Genomic DNA, 21,491 nt, shown 5'->3' on the forward strand with positions numbered 1-21,491 from the left:
AAGGTTTTGGTTAAGAGAGCTTGTAGAATGCTCAAAATCAATTCTTTAAGGAGCGGCCAGTGAAAGGAAGGAGGGATAAATGAAGTGAAAAGGGTATTATTTTCTGTAATTGTTTTTACAGCAGTTGGATTTACGTTTTGCCAATCAAAAGCGCATGCCCTGACTTTTACGGTGTTGCCTATTACACAAAAAACAGACCAGTGGTCAGTAAAAGTAAGTGAAGCAAAAAATGTAAAGGAATTTGCGAGACCTCAAAAAGGAGAATATCAAGTATATTCCTTGGAAGTCAAAAATATAGGGGAAAAAGCAGCTACAGTGGATGTGCAATTGTATAGAAATGATCCTGATTCAATCACAAGATTTTCACTTTTTGGATGCCTCGATGAAAATTGTGACAAACCAAAAGAAGATTCTAAAATGTTAGCTGAAAGTTTAAATGATGGCTCACCGCTGAAGTTCAATCATTTTATGCTGGCAGATAAGGCCTCTGAATTAGAGGTTGTGATTATTTGGACACAGAAGGGGCAAGAAGGACGCAATTTAAAACAGACCTTTAAATTCACTGAAGATGGCGTTAATTAGACAGTAAAGATAGAATGGCTTTGATGATTCGATCTCTTACTTTGCCTGAGGAAAAAACGAAAATAATTGTTGGAAAACCAATCGTAGCTGAGTCAAATGTCAAAGTGACTGTGATTTATGACTATAGAGAAGAACCAGAGGAGGCTTTTTGGATACACTTATCCGATGGGAGTGAAATGTTTGTCGATGATCACAAAGTCTTTATGGAATACGAATAGAGACTTTGTGACTGACTGCGCATTTCAGCGTAACATTTTACTGATAATGACAGTGACACCTAAACAAGTGCAGCCCGTTTCATTATTAAAAATCTTTAATTTCGAAATTTTCACAGTTCAATTTCAGTCAATTCAGTTATCATTGAAAGAAGAGGAACAAAAGTCACCAGCTATTTGGACAACTTTTAGCGTTTTTTTTGATGGGAGATTTGTGACTCACGAGATCATGAGTATAAATAAATTTGAAAAGTTACTTAATACACTAGCTTGATTTTTAATAATAAAAAGCCATTTTAAGGTTCTTGACTCAGTGAAACAAAAGAGCTGTTATACGTTTTAATCTTGTCTTTAGAGAGCGCTTTAATTTAAGTCAAAAGTTTAGACAGTCATCTGTTAGATCATTAGCTCTTTTATTTTCTTTTCAGTAACATTTTGATCATATTTTCCTACTAAAGAGTTAGGGAAGTGGGGAAAAGCATGAGAAAAAAGAACAATATTAAGAAATGGCTATTGATCATTGCTGGATTCTTGATCATCTGCATCATCACATTATTTGTAATGGTATCAGGAAACAAAGTGAAATATGAGGGCAGCGGGAAAAGCGGACTGTGGATGTCTAACCTTGAAAAATCAGGAAAAACTTCAATTGGACCTAATTATTTTCTAAATCTGTATTGGCAGGGGAGTAAGAAGGACGAAAAGAGGACTGTCATAGAAAAAATCACCTTATACATAGATGGTAAAATGTATGATGACAGGGAAAATTATGATTTGTCAGAATACACAGGTGATGAAATGCCAGGTGGGGGACGCATGGAGGACCATATTGCCACCTTTGATTATATGCCTGAAGATGAAGTGATAGGACATGATGTATTAGTGAAAGTGGAGTGGAAGACAGGCCAGAAAAAACAGACAGAAGAAATCAAATTACATAAGAAGCCATGGTATAAAAAATAGCTTATTCGCTGTATTTGTGATCACATTCGTGGTCACTTTTTTATTTGCGGATTCCTAGGCACAGCAATCTAAGATTCTGCATAGGCTGAAATAAAATCTTGTTCATTTTCTAAAACGAGGTGCATGCTGTTGGAACAACAACCAATCAATCATGAAGACAGAAACGTGCCGCAGCCTATTCGAAGTGATGGAGCTGGAGCTATTGATGCAGGCCCGCGAAATATAATGCGGGATATTCAAAATCCGAATATACTTGTTCCGCCTGTTACAGATGAGGGTATGATTCCTAACTTGAGATTTTCATTCTCAGACGCTCCCATGAAATTAGATCATGGCGGCTGGTCAAGAGAAATCACCGTAAGACAGCTTCCGATTTCGACTGCGATTGCAGGTGTAAACATGAGCTTAACTGCGGGAGGAGTCCGTGAGCTTCATTGGCATAAGCAAGCGGAGTGGGCTTATATGCTTTTGGGACGGGCACGTATCACCGCTGTTGACCAAGACGGACGAAATTTCATTGCTGATGTTGGTCCCGGCGACCTTTGGTACTTCCCAGCAGGAATTCCGCATTCCATACAGGGATTGGAACACTGCGAGTTTCTGCTCGTATTCGATGATGGAAACTTTTCTGAGTTTTCAACGTTAACCATTTCAGATTGGCTTGCACACACACCAAAAGACGTTCTGTCTGCAAATTTCGGTGTCCCAGAGAATGCTTTCAACTCTCTTCCGTCTGAGCAAGTCTATATTTACCAAGGGAATGTGCCGGGATCAGTCGCGAGTGAAGACATTCAGTCACCATATGGAAAAGTCCCCATGACCTTTAAACACGAGCTGTTAAATCAACCCCCAATTCAAATGCCAGGGGGGAGTGTACGAATTGTGGATTCTTCTAACTTCCCAATTTCAAAAACGATAGCCGCTGCACTTGTTCAGATTGAGCCTGGCGCGATGAGAGAGCTTCATTGGCATCCCAATAGCGATGAGTGGCAATATTATCTAACAGGACAGGGACGAATGACGGTATTTATCGGAAATGGGACTGCCCGCACATTTGATTATAGAGCAGGCGACGTGGGATACGTGCCTTCTAATGCTGGCCACTATATACAGAATACTGGTACAGAAACATTATGGTTTTTAGAAATGTTCAAAAGTGACCGTTATGCAGATGTGTCACTCAATCAGTGGATGGCATTGACGCCTAAAGAATTAGTGCAAAGCAACTTGAATGCTGGATCAGTCATGCTTGATTCTCTGCGTAAGAAGAAAGTGCCTGTTGTGAAATATCCCGGTACGTAAAGACTGAACCGATCACACAGTGGTCTTAAAGTAACTAGAGTTGAATTTTGGCCTGTGTTTTATCAAATCCCTATATATACGTTATGTAGGGTTTTTCTGCTTGAATCGTATTGTAATGAGCTTTAAAATGTTAATGTGGAAATGATAACCATTCGATAATGGGAATTCAATGGCCGATTTCTACCAGTTTGATTGGCTTTAAAGGAGGACAAGAAATGAAAGCACTCATATTTTTATCCAGTTTGACTGCCATTGGGAGCTCTATATTGGGGCGATGGTTAGGGATGCTGGATGATTCTTATGCTGTTGGCGATGCTTGGTTTATAGGTGTTTTAGCTGGATTGATTTCACTTCTAATATTGATTGATAGTCAAACGATGACAAAGAATTACATAGTAAGTTTAAGTACGATACTAGGCATTCTTGGAGTGGGATTTATATATTTTCCAGCTGCATTCATCAACATATTATTAAGTATTACACTAGATAAACAAAAGAAAGAAGACCTTCATGTAAGATGAAAGAAATTTCATTTAATTCTTAGGAGGGAAAGTGTATGGATTTACCTCTATGGGCTTATATCATATTTGCAATCACAGGTGCGGCAGGATTCATAAGTTTAATGTGGTTCAGTTTTTTTGCTGACAAAATAGAAAAGTGAAGCGATTTTATAAAAATGTAAACTATTTTATATGAAAGGGATAACATTGCTTATTTAAGTTTACATAATAAAATTATTTCAAACTGATGCTAAAAAAACTAATTGATCTATGTACTAAATATTCATAATTACTAGAGGGATTGGCACCTAAGGAACAAAGCTATTTGACAAGTTCTTGCTAGAGAATTTCAATCACTACATATGATTTTCTGCATCAAGAAGCTCAGCTGAATTATTTTTGGGTGAATTTACTAATGATGAAACCTGGTATGCTTCCATGTCATCAGCATCATAAGGCAGCAGCAAACTTTGCAGATAATCAGGGCTTGTATTTTTGGGGTTAAGCCACTCCTTTTTATGATCATGGGCCAATATAACCGGCATTCGGTCGTGTATATCTTTCATGAACTCATTAGGCTCAGTTGTTATGATAGTGCAGGTATAAAGAGGGTATCCTTGATGTGTGCTCCACTTTTCATATAAGCCAGCAAACGCAAAAAGAGTAGATGATTTCAATTTGATCCGCATTGGGATTTTGGTTTTGGAATCAAGCCGTTTCCATTCATAAAAACTGTCTGCTGGTATGATGCAGCGTTTGCTGACAAGCGGTCTTCGAAAGGCCGGTTTCTCGGTAATTGTTTCGGCTCGAGCATTGATCATTTTATAACCGATCTTTTCATCTTTTGCCCAAGGTGGAATAAGTCCCCATCTAAGCTTGCCTAAGCGATTATTTGATCCATCATTGATGATTGCAAGGATGTTTTGTGATGGTGCGACATTATAGCTTGGCTGGTATTCACCTTTAGGAAAAAATTGATCGATGTCAAATTGGTCAATAATATCATCAAATGCAGAGTACAAAGTAAACCTGCCGCACATATCCATCATCCTTTTTAGGGGTTTTTGAATAGTTTGTCGGACGAACGTTCATTTAATACAGGTCCAGAACAATGATTTCTTTTCACTTGCGATAAACTGGTATAATAAGAAAGCCAGTTAAGAAGTTATTGTGGAAAAGAACATATGCTTTTTAGTTTGACCGACGCTGGATCTTGATGGAATTACAAGGATCGCTTAAAAATAGCCTATAGTATAAAAAGAGGCACAGCGTTTTTAACGCAGGGCCTCTTTTATATCAGTAGCCAAATACCAGAGTTGTACTTTGTGATCCGGCATATTTCGTGACAAATTCTTTTGTATATTCCGGCGTTTGGACACGATAGCTATAGTTTGACCCGGGATTCCAAGAAGTCAGCGGAGAGGTTTGCTTGTTGAGTGATGGATAGCTGCCTATGTCTTTGAAATAACCAGTGCCCTTGTCGTCAAGGATGCCGCCTTTTTCACTGCCTTTCCCAAAGTAATTATATTCGGAATATATTTTTGCTTTTGTAGCAATTGTAATCGCCTGGTTAAAATTATTGCTGTAATTGTTTTTAACATGAAAGTAACCGTATCTCATCAGACCTGGGCCTCTAACATACAAGTTCTCAAAATAATTATTGGCGATTGTCATGTGGGGGTAGCCGTCATATTGATGCTGAGAATCATCCGGGTATCCTAAAATCAAACCGTATTTATGATTCGCAAATTTTGAGTTGCTGATCGTGATATAATCTGCGGATTTTCCGATATACACGAGTTTATCCAAATCGCTTCCGCTTGCATTATAGCTATGACCTGAGAATGTGACGTGATCAATCCAATAGTTCATACCGGAATCTAAATAAAGCTGGATATCATTATTTCCGTTAATCTGCGGACTGTGTTCAAACGTTAAATTTTGAAAAATGACATTTCCAGAAGCTGATGAAGTTGTTAAATAAATATTTTTCAGCGTTTTTTTCGCGTAAGAGCCCACGAGTGTTTTATTTGAGCCAATGGTAACTGTTGTTTTCGCAGATGCGGAAAGATCATTTTGAAGCACTAAAATTTTCGGAGTGGATCCTCCTAGATGGGTTTTTAAATCATTTACGCTTTGAATGTAAACAATCTGCCCGTTTTTTCCACCCGTTGTGCCCGTTTTAGAGATGCCTTTTTCATTTTTGGCATTTCCGGCAAAACCTAAAAGGCCATTTGTTGAGGTATTCGGAAAATCGACTGCACCTAATGCTTTTCCAGGCAAGAGAACCAAAAACAAGCTAAAGACGGTGAACCATAAACAAAGTCGTTTCATCACAATATGCTTCCTTTCAATTTTAATCATTTCCTTGCGGGATTATTATTACAGTTAATGGAAAGGAATGATAGGTTCTATCTTCCTAATTAATGTTGGGTTACTTAAAAAATAGAGATTGCGCCAAAAGACATACTAACAATTGAAATAGAAGAAAGGATTGATACACCGTTGACTGCAGCAGCTTATCGAAACACCTTGCTATCACTTTTATGTTTAACAGCTGGAATCGTGGATGTAATCGGGTATTTAAGCCTGGGACATGTGTTCACAGCTAATATGACTGGAAACATTGTATTATTGGGGTTAGCTATAGGCAAATCCATTCAGGTCACTGTTTTTAATTCCTTGACTGCGCTAATCGGATTTATATGCGGCGTGATCATTGCTACATTGATGGTCGGAAAGGCGGAAAATACCCTTTGGCCTTCTGCTGTGACAAAAGCCCTCGCACTTGAAGCATTCATTTTGTTTGTCTTTGCTTGTCTTTCTTTTTACCGGGCATTTGTTCCTGTGCACATTCTGATTATACTCATGAGCATTTCTATGGGGATTCAAACTACAGCAGCAAAAAAACTGGGGATTGCAGGTATTTCTTCAACTGTGTTGACCGGCACTTTGGCTTCTCTTTTAGAGGATATATCCGGCCGTTTGTTTTTTAAGAAGCAAAAGAAGACTTTCTTAAGAGATACTGTGTTAAGAGCACTGGCTATTATTTTGTATTGTGTAGGGGCTATTATTGTTGCTCTGGCTGAGCCTGATTTTTATCACTTCATTATTTGGGTTCCGATTGTGCTGATCTTTGGCATCATGATGACAGCTAAGTTGAAACTGAGCGGGGAAAAATAGCTTTTCCTGTATAGCTGTTATCAGGCCAACAGCCTGTTTCATTTCGTTATTGAAGTGCGAATTTTGAGAGGGAAAAATAAGACATTCGGCTGAAGTGCACATTCGTTCATTTGTATTGGCTTTTTCATAAGTACCTACATTTGATATATGAATGATAGTGAATTTGCCTTAAAATCATCTATGAATCTATTTCCTCTTTCAAACCAGATGGATTGAGTCTTATAATGATAATGATTCTCATTTGAAGTCTGGTTTGAGGAGGACCAAATATGAAAAAGATCATGAGTGCATTTGTTGGTATGGTTTTGTTGACGATCTTCTGTTTTTCCCCGCAAGCTTCGGCAGCATATGACGACCTGCATGAAGGTTATGCAACGTATACAGGGTCAGGTTATTCAGGAGGAGCTTTCCTGCTGGATCCCATTCCTTCCGATATGGAGATTACTGCAATAAATCCGGCGGATCTCAATTACGGAGGAGTAAAAGCAGCACTTGCCGGCTCTTATTTGGAAGTTGAAGGGCCAAAAGGGAAAACAACCGTATATGTTACTGATCTTTATCCCGAAGGCGCTCGGGGAGCTCTTGATCTGTCACCTAATGCCTTCCGTAAAATCGGCAATATGAAAGACGGAAAAATCAATATTAAATGGCGTGTTGTCAAAGCCCCAATCACCGGCAATTTCACCTACCGGATCAAAGAAGGCAGCAGCAGGTGGTGGGCAGCAATCCAAGTCAGAAATCACAAGTATCCTGTTATGAAAATGGAATATGAAAAGGATGGTAAGTGGATCAACATGGAGAAAATGGACTATAACCATTTTGTGAGTACGAATTTAGGTACAGGCTCTCTCAAAGTCAGAATGACTGACATCCGCGGAAAAGTTGTGAAAGACACCATTCCAAAGCTGCCTGAAAGCGGAACGTCCAAAGCCTATACTGTACCGGGCCATGTTCAGTTTCCTGAATAAAAAATACGAAACAGCGGATCTTTTCCCGCTGTTTTTTCATTGTTCTGCATCTGCATGTAAAAATGTTTTAATCATGTTCAACTGCTCCTGCTTTGGATAACTGGTATACAGCCTGCTTGAAATCCGAATAGGATCTCCGAAAAAGTATCTTTCATAGTGAGTTTGTCTAGTTCCGAATGAACTCATTGTTAAATCCCATGCCAAACGGAAAATTTTCACACGTTCTTCAGCATTTGTATTGGTTGCTTGAAGATATTGGTCAAGATCTTCCCGTATCTCTGAGTCAAATGCATTTTCGGTAGGCAATGTCACCATTCCGCTAGCTCCAATTAATTGTATGATTTCAGTAAATCGAGGATATAGCTTAGGAATGATTGTACTGATGACTTGAAGAGGAATTAAAGAGGGGCGCATATAGCCGAATTCATCTAACTGAGCATCATTTTCCGATTTGTCAATGAGCGCTTTGATTGTTTCCAATCCCACAATGATTTCTGAGAGCTTTTCTTGGATGTGCTGATATTCGGATACATTAATGGTGTCGACAAGAAGCTGTGCAACACCTAATAGAAATTCAATTTTTATCATTTGCCTAATGACAACCTGGTGAAAGGTAAAGGCATGAAAAGAGCTTTTTGTCATAAAATCTTTAGCTGCTTCCACATTATCGTAAAAAAACACACGATTCCACGGCACTAACACATGATCAAAAACCACAATTGAATCCATTTCTTCATACCTGGAGCTTAAGGGATGATTGAAGGAAGAGTCGCTTAATACAAATGATTCTCTTGTGATGAATTTTACGCCTTTTGTATTAGAAGGGATTGAAAAAGCATAAGCTTCATCTGTTTCAAAGAAAAATTTAGGCGCTGAAAAAACCAAGATTTCATCGGTCAATCCGCCCTGTGTTGCAAGCAGTCGTGCGCCATGAATCATTAAACCTTTTTCGGTTCTATCAATGACTTTAGCAGATATCGGTTTTTCACTTAGCCCAAAATAGGACTGTGACCGGTTCACTTGCGGAGTAATGAATGTATGGGTAAAAGAAAGGTCATGCTTAGCAGCTTGTTCATACATATCTAGTATATGTTCAGGAAAGCAATTCTCTTTATCTTTTAGAAGCTCCGCTGACGAAGCAAAGCTCATCATAACCGTATTCATGTAATCCGGACTTCTCCCCATCATTCCATGAGTATGTCTAGCCCAATGTTCAATCATGGTCCTTCTTTTTTTTAAATCATTTTTGGTTTTAGGCTGGAGATAGGAAAGGCCGATTCGATTATGATCTCCAGGAAGGCAATAAGTCATTTCATGTATTAACTCATCCTTTGTTTGCAATTCATAAAGTGAGCTTTTTGTTTTGATTATTCCTTTAAATGCAGGATGCTCAGAAATGTTACCCTTTATTTTTTCGCCATCATACCATATTTCGTTTTCTAGTTTATTCAATCGGTCAATGAATTCTTTACCATTGATGATCCCCATTTAAGTTTCGCTCCTTCATATTATGCTGCGTATTGTATTATATTTTCGAGAAAACAGCCGGTTCAGCCAATTTGAGGTGGGAAAAGCCTTTTTTGTATGCCTAATAGAAAATGAGAATAAGAGTGACTTATACGACAAAAGACAGTCAATTTTTCGTGAAGCCTTTCTGAAGATTTAGAGCCGTAAAGAATTTGCTTATTCATATGAAAATAGCACTATAAAACTTGATAACACGTGTCGATATTATGGACATGAGCGTAAGCGAATTGGATTCAAACGCGCTTGAACATATTTTATTTCAGCCATTACATTGTGCGGAAAGGGAAAACGACACATGAAAGTGAAAACAAAATTGCTGGGGATTATATCAATATTAGTTGTTTCAATTATTGGAATTGGAGGCTCCTCAGTATTTATGATTTCTTCTACTGTGAAAAAGAATGAAGAACTTAAAGACAAAATGGAATTCCAAAAAGAGATAAAACACATCCAATATGAATTGACCGGGTTATCAAATGATGAAAGAGGCTTCTTGATTACCGGAGACAAAGAATACGACGAGGGTATGAAGGAAAAAGCAGACGATGTCTTAAAGAGCCTTGACCGGGTTAATGACTTGATTGATGAAGAGAAGTATCAATCCAATATTGAAGACATTAAGACAAGTTTTACTCAGTATAGAGCTTTGAATCAGCAGGTAGTAACAGCCTACTCTTCAAATCCTAAAAAAGCAGAAACCATCCATTTTGGAGAAGAAAGAACATTAAGAAAAGAAGTCGTAGATCCGGCTGTCAATAAGCTGTCTGATCGCCTGGATCAAGAGGTAGAGGATCTAAAGGATGAAATACAGGGCAATGGGAAAATGAGTCAATCGCTCATTATCATTGTCACAGGGATATCAGTAATATTAGGCATTGTTCTAAGCATAATGCTGTTAAAGTCCATTATGGTGCCACTAAGAAGCATAAATAAGCAGCTGGAGGAAATTGCTCATGGCGAGGCTGATTTAACCAAAAAAGTCATAGTGAAAAATAAAGATGAATTTGGCCAGCTTGCCAAATCTTTTAATTCTTTTACTCATTCATTATCTCAAATTGTGAAGCAAATCAGCAGTTCATCTGAACAAGTCGCCGCTTCCTCCGAAGAATTATCGGCAAGCGCGGAAGAATCGAAATCAACATCTGAACATATTTCCCGAGCCATGCAGATGGCTGCCGAAAGCAATGTGAAACAAAGCTCAATGACAGAAAAGAGTGCGGAATCCATTACTGAATTATTAGACAGTATATCATCTGTTGCTTCAAATACAGGGAACATAGCGGATCTTTCTTCTTCGATGAGAGACAAGGCTGAAATAGGCTCTAAGTCCGTCAACAAGATGTTAGATCAGATGAAATTCATTGATAAATCTGTAGATTCAGCCGGCAATGGATTACAGGCATTGGTAGCGAGCACAGCAGAAATCAGTGATATTTCCTCGCTTATCACGACGATTTCAGAGCAGACCAATTTGCTGGCCCTAAACGCAGCGATCGAGGCGGCCAGAGCCGGAGAGCAAGGAAAAGGATTTGCCGTGGTGGCTGAAGAAGTTCGGAAATTAGCGGATGAAACAAATAAATCAGCAAACCACATCCAATCGGTGGTAGCGACCATCCAAAACGAATCGATAGAAACGGTAAATAATATTAAAGTTGTTCAAGAAAATGTGAGCTCAGGTATTGTTCTTTCTCAAGAGACAACAGGAAATTTCAATGAAATACTGAACCTGGTGGAACAGGTCACTTCTCAAATACAAGAAGTTGCAGCAGCAACTCAACAGCTTACTTCAGGCGTTGAAGTGATTCAGCACACAGTTCATACATTGGCTGCTGGTACAAAAGAAACGTCTGCAAATACAGAAGCGGTTGCAAAATCATCAGAGGAACAGCTTCATTCAATGGGGGAAATCTCCTATGCCGCAGAATCTCTATCTCAGTTGGCAGAAGAACTTCAAACCGTCATTAATCGTTTTAAATATTAAACTGGCTACTTACGTGCAACCCCCATCCTATTCGGTGGGGGTTGGCTCTTTTACTGTGGTTGTTTCTAAAAACAGAGTTAACTGACTTCTTTTAAGTTAGCTCCGTTTGTATGGCTAGTCCAAATTTTGATCGATTGTCCCTTCAAAATAGTCATCGCTCACCTGTTCATGAGTTTCAGCCAATCCTTTTTCCAATTGCGTGCTTCCTTTATAATCTGAGGGCTCAAAGTATTTCCCGGCTACATCTGTTGTGTCATTTTTGTTTTCTTTGTTATGAGTTTGTGTTTCAGTGTTTACACTTTCTGTCTCAGTATTGCTGCTTATAGATTGCTGAAAATCATATTCCTTGTCTAATGAAGAAAATCTTTTATAATCATCAGGTCTGTCTGCACCGTTTTTTTGAGTCACTTTACTTCCTCCAGATTATTGATATTTTAGTGGGGGTAAGAACTTATTTCGTTCTTTTAGGATCAGAACCATGTTTTTTAGGATCATCTGCTTTAAAAGCTGTTTCAGTCTCATGGTCATTTCTCATTTGTTCAATACTTGAATTTTGAATTCCCTTTTTACTCATTGGTTTCACTCCTTTACGAAAAGTGTTGAATATCAACTCTTCTTATTCTGTCTGTTAGGCAGGTATTCATTCGCTTTTTTTCGTTGACTCTTCCCCATTAGGAAAAGAGCCAGTTATGCCAGGCGTGCATTTGATTTTTGAAACCTTTTGTTAGTATATTGCGTATATGAAGAGGCTGTATAGAACTGGGAACAAATTTGTTAAGGTGAGTAACATTCTTTCTTATCATAAAGGGGAGATATGGGAGATGAGTCTGGTGAAAAATGGAGATTCGATAAAGGTTGTATTTGTGTTTCAAAAAAACGAACAGATTGAAGAAGTTGAGCTTAACTCAGCGCAGCTGTCTGCTTTATTACACTCAAAACAGGTATGAATCGAAACATTCAGCCAGAACCTCAAAATTGAAAACACCGTTTGGTCTTACATCAATCGTCATGTATCTTTGCAAGTTTACTTAAAATAGAAAATGGTGTTTTGATTGAGAGGATTAGCAGCGATATTATTTGCTTAATGTGTCTTTATCCGTTAATGGGTTAGATAGGGGCTGGACAAGATATTGCAATGCTTCATAAAGTTAAAAAAGATTATTGAAATCTTCACAGTTATCTTTACAATAGCCTATATAGAGCGCTTTCCAAATCGTGCATTTTTTAGCTGGTTACTTGTATGGAGAAAGAGGTTTTTAGCAAAATGAAAACTACAATCTACGATGTTGCAGAAAAAGCCGGCGTGTCCATTTCAACAGTTTCAAAAGTGATCAATCATCAGCCGGTCGGGATGAAATCGAAACAAAAAGTGCTAGATGCCATGCAAGAGCTGAATTATAAACCAAGTGTGCTCGCTTCAGCATTAACAGGGAAACGGACTTCGACAATAGGATTTCTTTTACCGGACATAGCTAATCCTCTGATTGCAGAAATGGCACGGAGAGTAGAGGATCGGGCACACGAATATGGATTCAATGTCGTCATTTGCAGTACGGATTTCAAGTCAGAGAAGGAAGAGAGATACGTCTCATTATTAAGGCAGAAGCGTGTTGACGGGTTTATTTTAGCTGGGGGGTTTAGGAATAAACAGGTTATTCATGAGTTAATCAGCGATAACATTCCTGTTATCCTTCTTTCGGAATCACAGCCATACTCATCTCTTACAACGGTTACAGTTGATAATTTCTTGGGAGGGTATGAATTAACAGCATATTTAATTTCGCTTGGCCACTCAAGGATTGCGGTGATTGCAGAAGACAATTCAAGCAGCAGAGAACGAATTCGCGGATATTCACAGGCATTACAAGAGTCTGATCTTGATATTCACGAAGATCTGATTGTTGTAACAGATTCAACGGCCGAGTCTGCACAGTCTTTGGCCTCTTCATTATTACAATCTTCAAATCCGCCCACAGCTATGATTTGTTGTAATGATATCTTAGCAATTGGTGCGCTCCTTGCAGCAAGGGAGGAACATGTGTTGGTTCCTGAAGAACTTTCTATCACAGGCTTTGATAATACACTGATATCAAAAAGTAGTGATCCCCCTTTGACAACAGTTGAAGTGCCTGTGCAAAGCATGTGTTCACAGGCAGTGGATTTACTAATTGATGAAATAGAAGGAAAAGCCTCTGAAAAACAAAAAATTTTAGTATTGCCGAAATTAATTGTCCGAAAATCAACAAGCCGTTTTCATTAAAGACGTGTGTTCCAAATCAATAATATTTGTTTAGCAGCTGGAAAGTCCCCGCTGCTTTTTTGTGTTTCACCATAGAATGACAAAAGGGAAGCAAAAAAAACTCAAAAAACAACATTGATAGGTCGGAATATCCTTTTTTAAAGTGGAAGGTGTATATATATTGGTATATTGTTGATTATTTTCTGAAAGGAATTTCAAAAAAACGTTTACAAAATATATTGAATATTATACAATCAACTCACAAAATATAAAGCGCTTTCTATATGCAGGGATATAATTAGTAAAAAAGAAATCTATTTGCTTTTAAAAACGGAGTGTAAAGCGCTTTATATGATTTGTTTCCGGTTTTAGATAAAGTGCACGATTAAGAAGAGAAGATCAACTCGGAGAACCGAAATAAACGTACTTTTAAATCCAGTTAAAAGAAAGCGCTTTATTTTTTGGTTGCGATTCATAATTCATTTGATTAGAGGTGTCTTGGATGAGTATTCACATTGCTGGCGCGCCGTGCTGCTGGGGCGTTGACGATCCGAAAAATCCTTATCTTCCTCCATGGGAGAGAGTGCTGCAAGAAGCATCACAAGCTGGTTATAAAGGGATTGAGTTAGGTCCATACGGCTATATTCCGATGGATATCGAACGTGTCCAAGCAGAGCTTTTGAAAAACAATTTATCCATTATTGCCGGTACGATTTTTGATGATTTAGTATCAGAGTCGCACTTAGGAAATTTGCTGGAGCAAGTTGATGAGATTTGTTCTCTGATTACAAAACTACCTTTCTCTTTTCAGGATAAAGAGGAGCGCTTTCGCTTTTCACCTCCTTATTTGGTCCTGATTGACTGGGGGCATGACGAAAGAGATTATAAGGCGGGGCGTCCTGATCAAGCGAAACGGTTATCTAAAAAGGAATGGAACCGTATGATGTCTCATATTCGGACAATTGCGGAACGGGCGTGGAAGCAATATGGCGTACGAGCCGTCATCCATCCTCATGCAGGGGGATATATTGAATTCGAGGATGAGATTCAGCAATTACTAAAAGATATACCATACGATATTGCGGGGCTTTGTCTTGATACAGGACATTTATATTATTCAAAGATGGATCCGGAACAATGGCTGCGGGACTATGCGGACCGTGTAGACTATATCCATTTTAAAGACATTGATGAACATGTTTATCAACAAGTAATGGGTGAGCATATCCGCTTTTTTGATGCTTGCGCAAAGGGAGTCATGTGTCCGATAGGCCAAGGAATTATTGATTATGAAGCGATTTACAAGTTGCTAAAAGACATTCACTATCACGGCTATATTACGATTGAGCAAGAACGTGATCCGAGAAACTCTGATACTAGTTTAAGAGATGTCAGTCAAAGCCTTGCCTATTTAAAAAATGTTGGTTACTAGTGAGGGAGGAATCAAAAATGATTAATGGTGAAAAAAAGGTAGATAGACCGATACGCTGGGCAATGGTAGGAGGCGGCCGGGGAAGTCAAATTGGATACATTCATCGCTCGGCTGCCTTGCGTGATCATCACTTTCAGTTGGTTGCAGGGGCATTTGACATCAATCCGGAACGGGGAAAAGATTTTGGGATGAATCTTCATGTTACTCCGGAACGCTGCTACTTGGATTTCCAGCAAATGTTTGAAGAAGAAGCAAAACGAGAAGACGGTATTGAAGCTGTTTCTATCGCAACTCCAAACGGCACTCATTATGAAATTTGTAAGGCGGCCCTGAATGTCGGTTTGCATGTTGTATGTGAAAAGCCTCTTTGTTTCACGTTTGAAGAAGCAAAAGAGCTTGAGAATTTGGCAAAGAAAAAGAACAGAGTTGTCGGCATTACATATGGTTATTCTGGGCATCAAATGATTGAACAGGCGCGCCAGATGATCGCAAATGGAGAGTTGGGTGACATCAGAATTATTAATATGCAATTTGCACATGGTTTTCACTCAGATCCTGTAGAAATGAATAATCCAAGCACGAAATGGCGTGTAGACCCGAAATTTGCCGGTCCGAGCTACGTGTTAGGAGATTTAGGAACTCATCCGTTATTTTTATCGGAAATCATGATTCCGGAACTGAAAATAAACAAACTGTTATGTACTCGCCAGAGCTTTGTAAAAAGCAGAGCGCCTCTTGAAGATAATGCTTATACGATTATGGAATACGATAATGGGGCGGTCGGCACGGTGTGGTCTTCATGTGTAAATGCCGGATCAATGCATGGCCAGAAAATTCGTGTGATCGGTTCCAAAGCAAGTATTGAATGGTGGGATGAACAGCCTAACCAGCTGCGTTTTGAAATACAGGGAAAACCTGTACAGATTTTAGAGCGCGGAATGGGATATTTATACCCAGAAGCATTACAAGATGACCGTATTGGAGGCGGCCATCCAGAAGGTCTATTTGAAGCGTGGTCGAATCTTTATTCCCGATTCGCTGTTGCTATGGAAGCTGCTGATCGAGGGAAAGAATTGGAGCACATGTGGTATCCAGGAATTGAAGCGGGTGTGGGAGGTGTACGCTGGGTGGAAAACTGCGTTCGATCCGCGGATAAAGGCGCAGTATGGGTGGACTATCAATAACATGTAGCGATTGTAAGTCCTTTTAAAAGGAGGAGAAAAATGGACCAGCGTGAAAAAATGGATACTGCAGGCGGAAATACCTCGTGTAAACATAAAAAATTTTTCCGCAAGATTACCATCATTTCTACATTCGGAGGCCTTCTCTTTGGTTATGACACTGGAGTAATCAATGGAGCGTTGCCTTTTATGGCACAAAGAGATCAGCTTGATCTAACTCCCTTCACCGAAGGTCTCATCACAAGTTCCCTCCTTTTCGGAGCCGCATTTGGCTCCCTGGCTGGAGGACGGTTAGCAGATCGTATTGGCAGGCGGAAAACCATCTTAAATCTAGCTTTCTTGTTTTTAATTGCTACGATTGGTTGTTCGTTCGCACCAAACACATCTGTTATGATAATCTGCCGAAGTTTACTTGGTCTTGCAGTAGGGGCAGCATCTGTCACGGTACCGGCCTTTTTAGCTGAAATGTCGCCAGCGGAACAGCGGGGCAAAACAATTACTCAGAACGATCTGATGATTATTTTAGGTCAGCTTCTTGCATTTACATGTAATGCAGTCATTGGTACATCAATGGGTGAATATGCGCACGTTTGGCGATTTATGCTTATCTTGGCAACACTGCCGGCCATTTTTCTGTGGTTCGGGATGCTTATTGTACCAGAGAGCCCGCGCTGGCTGGCATCGAAAGGGAAGGTGGGGGAGGCGTTCAGAGTTCTTAAGTATGTAAGGGAAGAAAATTGTGCCAAAGCTGAGCTGACTGAAATCAAAGCTTCAATCAATCGAGAGACTGAAATAAATCGGGCGACACTGAAAGACTTGTCAGTCCCATGGATTCGCCGACTTGTAGGTCTTGGAATAGGAATCGCTGTAGTGCAGCAAATAACCGGTGTTAACTCCATTATGTTCTATGGCACGCAAATTTTGCAGAAAGCTGGTTTTGCCAGAGACGCAGCACTTGTCGCAAACATTGGAAATGGCGTTATTTCAGTGATAGCCTGTACATTCGGCATCTGGATTGTAGGTAAAGTCGGGAGGCGGCCTCTTCTCCTTACAGGACTTGCAGGCACAACAGCTTCTATTTTGCTTATAGCGATTTGTTCCATCACACTTCAAGGAACTCCCGTGCTGCCGTTTATCGTGATTGGCCTGACAATTACGTTCCTGGCTTTTCAGCAGTCAGCGGTATCCGTGGTTACGTGGCTCATGATTTCAGAAATATTCCCGCTCAGATTGCGAGGGCTCGGAATGGGGATTTCAGTGTTTTTCCTTTGGATGATGAATTTTCTTATCGGCTTAACGTTTCCTGTGTTACTAGATCAATTGGGGATGTCGTCAACGTTCTTCGTCTTCGTTGTTCTGGGGGCTTCTGCGATTCTTTACGTGAAAAAGTATCTGCCGGAAACAAAAGGTCGTACTCTAGAAGAGCTTGAAAACGACTTTAGAAGCAATCAAGGTGTTCGAAAAGCATCATCGGGCAAAGGAGAAATAAATATGTAAACGCTCTCTTTTATTATGATTAAAAAGGCGTTGCTTTTGAAGCAAGCCTTTACTTTCAAATGTTTTCCATTAAACAACTAGCAAATCCCGTTTTTCTTAATACTAACTTCATCCTGTTGCTTTTTGACTAATGCAAATATCCATTCTATTAAACTTTGTTTTTGCACATACTTTTTCCCGTTGATTTTAATGTAAGGCAGGTCTGTCATGTCTCCGGCTAACTGTTTTGCCTCAGTTGTCGTTATTCCTAAAAAATGTCCGATGTAAAAGTAAATATCTCGTTCTTTTATAAGCAAGGTATCACTTTTTTCATATGCTTTTGGATGGTTCATCTGCTTTAAGCCTTCACCGATAAAATAACCAGCCAAAGCAACACCGATTCCTAAAAAAACGTCCATATGCATGCCTCCATTATGTCGATGTTATGTTATACGGGCTTGGTATACTCCGGGTTTCATTATCAACCAAAAAAAACCGCCAGAACATGATCTGGGCGGTTTTTTCGTTTATGCTTTTTCAATCTGCACGCGTCCTGAAAAAAAGGTGGCGCCGCCGCCCATATCGGACAATCGGTCAGGGGTTAGCGCGTTTACAAGCTGTTTTTTTCCTTGTTCATCCGCCCATAATCCTTGGCTGACAACGACACCTGGCAGCACTTGTTCTCCAACTGCAGCGGTCAGCTCGCATTCTCCCCGGCTGTTCCAAATTCGTACAGGTGCCCCATCAACGATTCCGTGCTCTTTAGCATCTTTTGTGTTGATAAAGAGCTTTGGCGTCTTTTCAAGCTTGATGTGTTTTTCATTATTGGAAAATGTTGAGTTTAAGAAATTATGGTTTGGCCCCGGAACATACATAAACGGATGTTCATTATCGGTTACAAGAGGTGTATATGTCGGTAAAGCAGGGAAGCCGTCTTGTTTCATTTGTTCTGAATATAATTCTATTTTTCCGCTTGGCGTTGGAAGTTCGCCCGGAAACAGTCGCTTTTCGCGTTTCGCTTTCATAAATGAATGCTTAGCAAGTGCATCGTAATCAATCTCTGCCAAATGTGGATTATCTGGATGGTCAAGCGCCTGGCGGATTAATTCTTCATCTGAATCTTTAAGCTCCTGGTCTGTGAATCCCATGGCTTCAGCCAGTAATCGGAAAACCTCAGTGTTAGACTTGCTTTCCCCATATCTCTCAATCACCGGCTGCTGAAGCTGAATGTAATGGTGCCAGTAGGAGGTGTAAAAATCAGTATTTTCAAAAGCGGATGTTGCAGGCAGTACAATGTCCGCATATGCAGCCGTTTCCGTTAAAAACAAATCATGAACCACAGTAAACAAGTCTTCCCGCAGCAAGCCCTGTCTGACTTTGTTTGCTTCGGGCGCGACGACGGCAGGGTTCGTTCCATAAATAAATAGAGAGCGAATCGGCGGGTCTGTTTCCAAAAGCACCCTGCCAAGCTGATTCATATTAAACGACCTCGGGGTGCGCCCTTTCAATAAGTCGGGCCGCTGCAAGGCATTTGTGTTATATTCTAAAATTCCGCTGTTATGCTTAATTGCGCCGCCCCCTGTGTGCAGCCATTGGCCGGTGATCGCCGGAAGACAGGCAATCGTCCTTACAATCATCCCGCCGTTATCGTGATGCTGGGGTCCGTTTCCGATTCTGATAAAAGAAGGGGAGGTTTCCCCGTACATTTTTGCCAGTCGGTAAATATCTTCGGTACTGACACCGGTGATCGTCGATACCTTTTCAGGATCATATTGTTTCACGTGTTCACAGAGCTCTTCATAGCCAACCGTGTACTCGGACAGAAATGCTTCATCATGAAGGTTTTCTTTAAATAAAATGTGCATGATGCCAAGAGCAAGTGCACTGTCGGTTCCCGGTTTTATTGGGATAAACCAATCTGCAAGACGTCCTGTTTGATTTTTATGCACATCGATCACGACAATTTTGGCACCTTGTTTTCGCGCTTTTTGGGCGATCGTAATTTGGTGCATGTTTGTGCTGACCGCATTGATTCCCCAAAAAATAAATAGTTTTGTATGAACGGTTTCCTCAGGATCGATTCCCGCGCTTATGCCCATTGTATATTTATAGCCTTCAGATCCCGCTTTGCTGCAAATCGTCCGTTCAAGCTGGCTTGACCCCATGCGGTAAAAAAAGCGGCGGTCCATTCCTTCAGCTGTCAATTTCCCCATATTTCCGTAAAAGCTGTAAGGAAGTATGCTTTCAGCTCCCTCTGCATCAATCAGCTGTTTCCAGCGGGAGGTGATCGTATCGATTGCCTCTTCCCAAGAAATCGGTTCAAATATCGCTTGGCCTTTCGCACCTGTTCGTTTGAGCGGTGTAGTCAGCCGCTTTTCATCATAGATGCGCTCTGTCATATTCCGGACTTTGTTGCATATGTTTCCGGCTGTGACAGGATGATCAGGATCTCCTTGCACTTTTACGATTTTTCCGTCTTTTTTATGTATTAACAATCCGCACTGATCCGGGCAGTCCAGCGAGCAAACGGATTTGAAAATGCCGTTTTGTTGTGTGGCAAAAGATTTCATGGCCCAGTTCCTCTCTCTAGTTAGATATTTTGTAAGAATTATAACATTTCGGATGATAACGTCAATTCTGAAAAAAGAGATTGACATCAATCTGAGACTTCTTTATGATAAACGTATTCTTCATTCTGAAAATTACATACTCAACATTTTCTATCCAGAGAGGTGGAGGGACTGGCCCTATGAAACCTCGGCAACATTATTATTATTGTGCCAATTCCAGCAAGCGTCAGCTTGAAAGATAGGAAAGCAAGGTTTATACCGGCGTCTGCCTGTAACAGAGCGCGCCTATATATGAATCTCTTTCCATCTGCGGAAAGAGATTTTTTTTATGAAAAAATACGATGAAAAGGATGTTTTGCACCATGACGGTTTTGGTTACAGCACCGTACAACGAAGAAGGACGAAAAGAGCTAGAAAACTTGTTTGACTCAGTTGCTTATCAATCTTGGAAGGAACAAGGCCGGGCATATCGGGAGGACGAACTCATTCAGCTGCTAAAAGCAACAAATGCGACAGGCTTGATTACTGAGCTTGATCAGGTAACAGACAGCGTATTTGCTTCTGTTCCCGAACTTTCATTTGTCGGTGTTTGCAGGGGAATGCCCTCCAATGTGGATGTGGCAGCTGCCTCAAAAAGAGGCATACCTGTTTTTTATACACCAGGGCGGAATGCACAAGCCGTTGCTGAAATGTTTATTGGAAATGTGATTTCCTTTCTGCGCCATACCAGCGCCTCGAATCAATGGCTGAAGGATGGAAAGTGGAACAGTGATTACCTGCAGGCTTATGTCAAATTTAAAGGAAATGAATTAACAGGAAAAACGGTTGGCATGATTGGGTTCGGGGCGGTTGGTCAAAGGATTGCAAAACTGCTGACTGCGTTTGACTGTAAGATAAAATATTACGATCCATTCATTCAAGACGATCATCCGCTGTATGAAAAAGTATCTCTTAAAACGGTGTTTTCAGACAGTGATATCGTTTCTGTCCATCTGCCTCGTACTGAGGAAACACTTGGACTTATTGATCGGAAGTATTTTGATCTGATGAAACAGAGTGCGATTTTCGTCAATACTTCAAGAGCAGTTGTTGTAAACCGTGAAGATCTTTTATCTGTATTAAAAGAACATAAAATCAGAGGTGCGATATTAGACGTTTTTTATCATGAACCTCCAGAGGAATCAGATTATGAATTGATTTCATTGCCTAATGTTCTGGCAACACCGCATCTCGCTGGAGCAACATTTGAAGTGGAGGATCATCACGTGACGATACTGAATAAAGCCCTCAAAAAGTGGAAGGGTGAAAAAACTCTTAATATTCCGACAATGTATAACAAGGACGAACTGAAAACAGGGGTATAAGAAAGGAG

General features: G+C 40.1%; 20 protein-coding genes, 3 pseudogenes and 1 riboswitch. Of the genes and pseudogenes, 16 read left to right on the top strand and 7 right to left on the bottom strand.

The window, feature by feature from the left end; translation table 11 throughout:
• The first annotated feature begins 84 nt into the window (after positions 1 to 84).
• The 7 genes and pseudogenes from FB592_RS18775 (at position 85) to FB592_RS18800 (ending at position 3,583) form a co-directional block, all read left to right on the top strand.
• A complete protein-coding gene (locus FB592_RS18775; protein ID WP_021481414.1) occupies positions 85 to 582 on the top strand; it encodes a hypothetical protein in 498 nt (165 codons plus the stop codon).
• 104 nt (positions 583 to 686) lie between these two features.
• Positions 687 to 921, top strand: a pseudogene (locus tag FB592_RS18780) (hypothetical protein); the annotation flags it as partial.
• Positions 916 to 1,071: pseudogene (locus FB592_RS20970) on the top strand (YoaP domain-containing protein); the annotation flags it as partial. The pseudogenes FB592_RS18780 and FB592_RS20970, both read left to right, overlap by 6 nt.
• Before the next feature lie 58 nt (positions 1,072 to 1,129).
• Positions 1,130 to 1,253 (top strand): annotated as a pseudogene (locus FB592_RS18785) (hypothetical protein).
• A gap of 24 nt (positions 1,254 to 1,277) precedes the next feature.
• A complete protein-coding gene (locus FB592_RS18790; protein ID WP_031315569.1) occupies positions 1,278 to 1,760 on the top strand; it encodes a DUF4944 domain-containing protein in 483 nt (160 codons plus the stop codon).
• A 123-nt stretch (positions 1,761 to 1,883) separates the two neighbouring features.
• Positions 1,884 to 3,062 carry an oxalate decarboxylase gene (oxdD, locus tag FB592_RS18795; RefSeq protein ID WP_124058210.1) on the top strand — a complete coding sequence of 393 codons (1,179 nt, stop codon included), beginning with the start codon at positions 1,884 to 1,886 and terminating at the stop codon, positions 3,060 to 3,062.
• Positions 3,063 to 3,277: 215 nt separating this feature from the next.
• A complete protein-coding gene (locus FB592_RS18800; protein ID WP_004399414.1) occupies positions 3,278 to 3,583 on the top strand; it encodes a membrane protein in 306 nt (101 codons plus the stop codon).
• A gap of 335 nt (positions 3,584 to 3,918) precedes the next feature.
• Here FB592_RS18800 and FB592_RS18805 read toward each other — a convergent pair whose 3' ends face one another.
• Positions 3,919 to 4,602, bottom strand: a complete 684-nt coding sequence (locus tag FB592_RS18805; protein ID WP_141949993.1) for an SOS response-associated peptidase — start codon at positions 4,600 to 4,602, stop codon at positions 3,919 to 3,921.
• 256 nt (positions 4,603 to 4,858) lie between these two features.
• On the bottom strand, positions 4,859 to 5,896 hold the full coding sequence (locus FB592_RS18810; RefSeq protein ID WP_004399365.1) for a polysaccharide lyase family 1 protein: 1,038 nt from the start codon (positions 5,894 to 5,896) through the stop codon (positions 4,859 to 4,861).
• Positions 5,897 to 6,067: 171 nt separating this feature from the next.
• Between FB592_RS18810 and FB592_RS18815 the strand changes: the two genes are divergently transcribed.
• Together FB592_RS18815 and exlX are read left to right on the top strand one after the other, a co-directional pair.
• Positions 6,068 to 6,745, top strand: a complete 678-nt coding sequence (locus FB592_RS18815; protein ID WP_004399503.1) for a YoaK family protein — start codon at positions 6,068 to 6,070, stop codon at positions 6,743 to 6,745.
• 269 nt (positions 6,746 to 7,014) lie between these two features.
• Positions 7,015 to 7,713 (top strand): expansin ExlX, encoded by a 699-nt coding sequence (gene exlX / locus FB592_RS18820; RefSeq protein WP_003231419.1) that lies wholly within the window; start codon positions 7,015 to 7,017, stop codon positions 7,711 to 7,713.
• A gap of 36 nt (positions 7,714 to 7,749) precedes the next feature.
• On the opposite strand, the gene hpaB is transcribed toward exlX, so the two are convergent.
• Complete coding sequence (gene hpaB / locus FB592_RS18825; protein WP_134157009.1) at positions 7,750 to 9,201, bottom strand: 4-hydroxyphenylacetate 3-monooxygenase, oxygenase component; 1,452 nt, start codon at positions 9,199 to 9,201, stop codon at positions 7,750 to 7,752.
• A 334-nt stretch (positions 9,202 to 9,535) separates the two neighbouring features.
• On the opposite strand from hpaB, the gene FB592_RS18830 reads away from it, so the two are divergent.
• Positions 9,536 to 11,221, top strand: a complete 1,686-nt coding sequence (locus tag FB592_RS18830; protein ID WP_141949973.1) for a methyl-accepting chemotaxis protein — start codon at positions 9,536 to 9,538, stop codon at positions 11,219 to 11,221.
• A gap of 114 nt (positions 11,222 to 11,335) precedes the next feature.
• Here FB592_RS18830 and FB592_RS18835 read toward each other — a convergent pair whose 3' ends face one another.
• Entirely contained in the window at positions 11,336 to 11,629 is a 294-nt protein-coding gene (locus FB592_RS18835) for a YozQ family protein (protein ID WP_014477001.1), read from the bottom strand.
• Positions 11,630 to 11,672: 43 nt separating this feature from the next.
• Complete coding sequence (locus FB592_RS18840) at positions 11,673 to 11,795, bottom strand: hypothetical protein (protein WP_014477000.1); 123 nt, start codon at positions 11,793 to 11,795, stop codon at positions 11,673 to 11,675.
• A gap of 247 nt (positions 11,796 to 12,042) precedes the next feature.
• On the opposite strand from FB592_RS18840, the gene FB592_RS21210 reads away from it, so the two are divergent.
• From FB592_RS21210 to FB592_RS18865, 5 genes are all read left to right on the top strand, one after another.
• Positions 12,043 to 12,168, top strand: a complete 126-nt coding sequence (locus FB592_RS21210) for a hypothetical protein (protein WP_257475318.1) — start codon at positions 12,043 to 12,045, stop codon at positions 12,166 to 12,168.
• A 317-nt stretch (positions 12,169 to 12,485) separates the two neighbouring features.
• On the top strand, positions 12,486 to 13,481 hold the full coding sequence (locus FB592_RS18850) for a LacI family DNA-binding transcriptional regulator (RefSeq protein WP_046160535.1): 996 nt from the start codon (positions 12,486 to 12,488) through the stop codon (positions 13,479 to 13,481).
• A 481-nt stretch (positions 13,482 to 13,962) separates the two neighbouring features.
• Positions 13,963 to 14,892, top strand: coding sequence for a sugar phosphate isomerase/epimerase family protein (locus FB592_RS18855; protein ID WP_038829981.1), 930 nt, complete (start codon positions 13,963 to 13,965; stop codon positions 14,890 to 14,892).
• A 17-nt stretch (positions 14,893 to 14,909) separates the two neighbouring features.
• Complete coding sequence (locus FB592_RS18860) at positions 14,910 to 16,076, top strand: Gfo/Idh/MocA family protein (protein ID WP_038829982.1); 1,167 nt, start codon at positions 14,910 to 14,912, stop codon at positions 16,074 to 16,076.
• A 39-nt stretch (positions 16,077 to 16,115) separates the two neighbouring features.
• Positions 16,116 to 17,570 carry a sugar porter family MFS transporter gene (locus tag FB592_RS18865; protein WP_077671326.1) on the top strand — a complete coding sequence of 485 codons (1,455 nt, stop codon included), beginning with the start codon at positions 16,116 to 16,118 and terminating at the stop codon, positions 17,568 to 17,570.
• Positions 17,571 to 17,647: 77 nt separating this feature from the next.
• On the opposite strand, the gene FB592_RS18870 is transcribed toward FB592_RS18865, so the two are convergent.
• Both FB592_RS18870 and FB592_RS18875 read right to left on the bottom strand, forming a co-directional pair.
• Positions 17,648 to 17,968 carry a hypothetical protein gene (locus FB592_RS18870; RefSeq protein ID WP_038829983.1) on the bottom strand — a complete coding sequence of 107 codons (321 nt, stop codon included), beginning with the start codon at positions 17,966 to 17,968 and terminating at the stop codon, positions 17,648 to 17,650.
• A 108-nt stretch (positions 17,969 to 18,076) separates the two neighbouring features.
• The gene (locus tag FB592_RS18875; protein WP_038829984.1) at positions 18,077 to 20,119 is read right to left on the bottom strand and encodes a molybdopterin oxidoreductase family protein; all 2,043 of its coding nucleotides are present in this window, start codon (positions 20,117 to 20,119) and stop codon (positions 18,077 to 18,079) included.
• A 147-nt stretch (positions 20,120 to 20,266) separates the two neighbouring features.
• Positions 20,267 to 20,364, top strand: a riboswitch (SAM riboswitch).
• A 96-nt stretch (positions 20,365 to 20,460) separates the two neighbouring features.
• On the opposite strand from FB592_RS18875, the gene FB592_RS18880 reads away from it, so the two are divergent.
• Complete coding sequence (locus FB592_RS18880; RefSeq protein WP_080121384.1) at positions 20,461 to 21,483, top strand: 2-hydroxyacid dehydrogenase; 1,023 nt, start codon at positions 20,461 to 20,463, stop codon at positions 21,481 to 21,483.
• Positions 21,484 to 21,491 lie beyond the last annotated feature (8 nt).

The sequence above is a fragment of the Bacillus sp. SJZ110 genome (assembly GCF_006715455.1).
In the GTDB taxonomy this organism is placed as follows: Bacteria; Bacillota; Bacilli; order Bacillales; family Bacillaceae; genus Bacillus; species Bacillus subtilis.

Coding starts and splice junctions, on each gene's coding strand:
- FB592_RS18790 (WP_031315569.1), top strand. CDS start 1,278: ATGAGAAAAAAGAACAATATTAAGAAATGGCTATTGATCATTGCTGGA.
- FB592_RS18850 (WP_046160535.1), top strand. CDS start 12,486: ATGAAAACTACAATCTACGATGTTGCAGAAAAAGCCGGCGTGTCCATT.
- FB592_RS18840 (WP_014477000.1), bottom strand. CDS start 11,795: ATGAGTAAAAAGGGAATTCAAAATTCAAGTATTGAACAAATGAGAAAT.
- oxdD (WP_124058210.1), top strand. CDS start 1,884: ATGCTGTTGGAACAACAACCAATCAATCATGAAGACAGAAACGTGCCG.
- FB592_RS18865 (WP_077671326.1), top strand. CDS start 16,116: ATGGACCAGCGTGAAAAAATGGATACTGCAGGCGGAAATACCTCGTGT.
- exlX (WP_003231419.1), top strand. CDS start 7,015: ATGAAAAAGATCATGAGTGCATTTGTTGGTATGGTTTTGTTGACGATC.
- FB592_RS18870 (WP_038829983.1), bottom strand. CDS start 17,968: ATGGACGTTTTTTTAGGAATCGGTGTTGCTTTGGCTGGTTATTTTATC.
- FB592_RS21210 (WP_257475318.1), top strand. CDS start 12,043: ATGAGTCTGGTGAAAAATGGAGATTCGATAAAGGTTGTATTTGTGTTT.
- FB592_RS18805 (WP_141949993.1), bottom strand. CDS start 4,602: ATGTGCGGCAGGTTTACTTTGTACTCTGCATTTGATGATATTATTGAC.
- FB592_RS18875 (WP_038829984.1), bottom strand. CDS start 20,119: ATGAAATCTTTTGCCACACAACAAAACGGCATTTTCAAATCCGTTTGC.
- FB592_RS18800 (WP_004399414.1), top strand. CDS start 3,278: ATGAAAGCACTCATATTTTTATCCAGTTTGACTGCCATTGGGAGCTCT.
- FB592_RS18830 (WP_141949973.1), top strand. CDS start 9,536: ATGAAAGTGAAAACAAAATTGCTGGGGATTATATCAATATTAGTTGTT.
- FB592_RS18810 (WP_004399365.1), bottom strand. CDS start 5,896: ATGAAACGACTTTGTTTATGGTTCACCGTCTTTAGCTTGTTTTTGGTT.
- FB592_RS18855 (WP_038829981.1), top strand. CDS start 13,963: ATGAGTATTCACATTGCTGGCGCGCCGTGCTGCTGGGGCGTTGACGAT.
- FB592_RS18880 (WP_080121384.1), top strand. CDS start 20,461: ATGAAAAGGATGTTTTGCACCATGACGGTTTTGGTTACAGCACCGTAC.
- FB592_RS18860 (WP_038829982.1), top strand. CDS start 14,910: ATGATTAATGGTGAAAAAAAGGTAGATAGACCGATACGCTGGGCAATG.
- hpaB (WP_134157009.1), bottom strand. CDS start 9,201: ATGGGGATCATCAATGGTAAAGAATTCATTGACCGATTGAATAAACTA.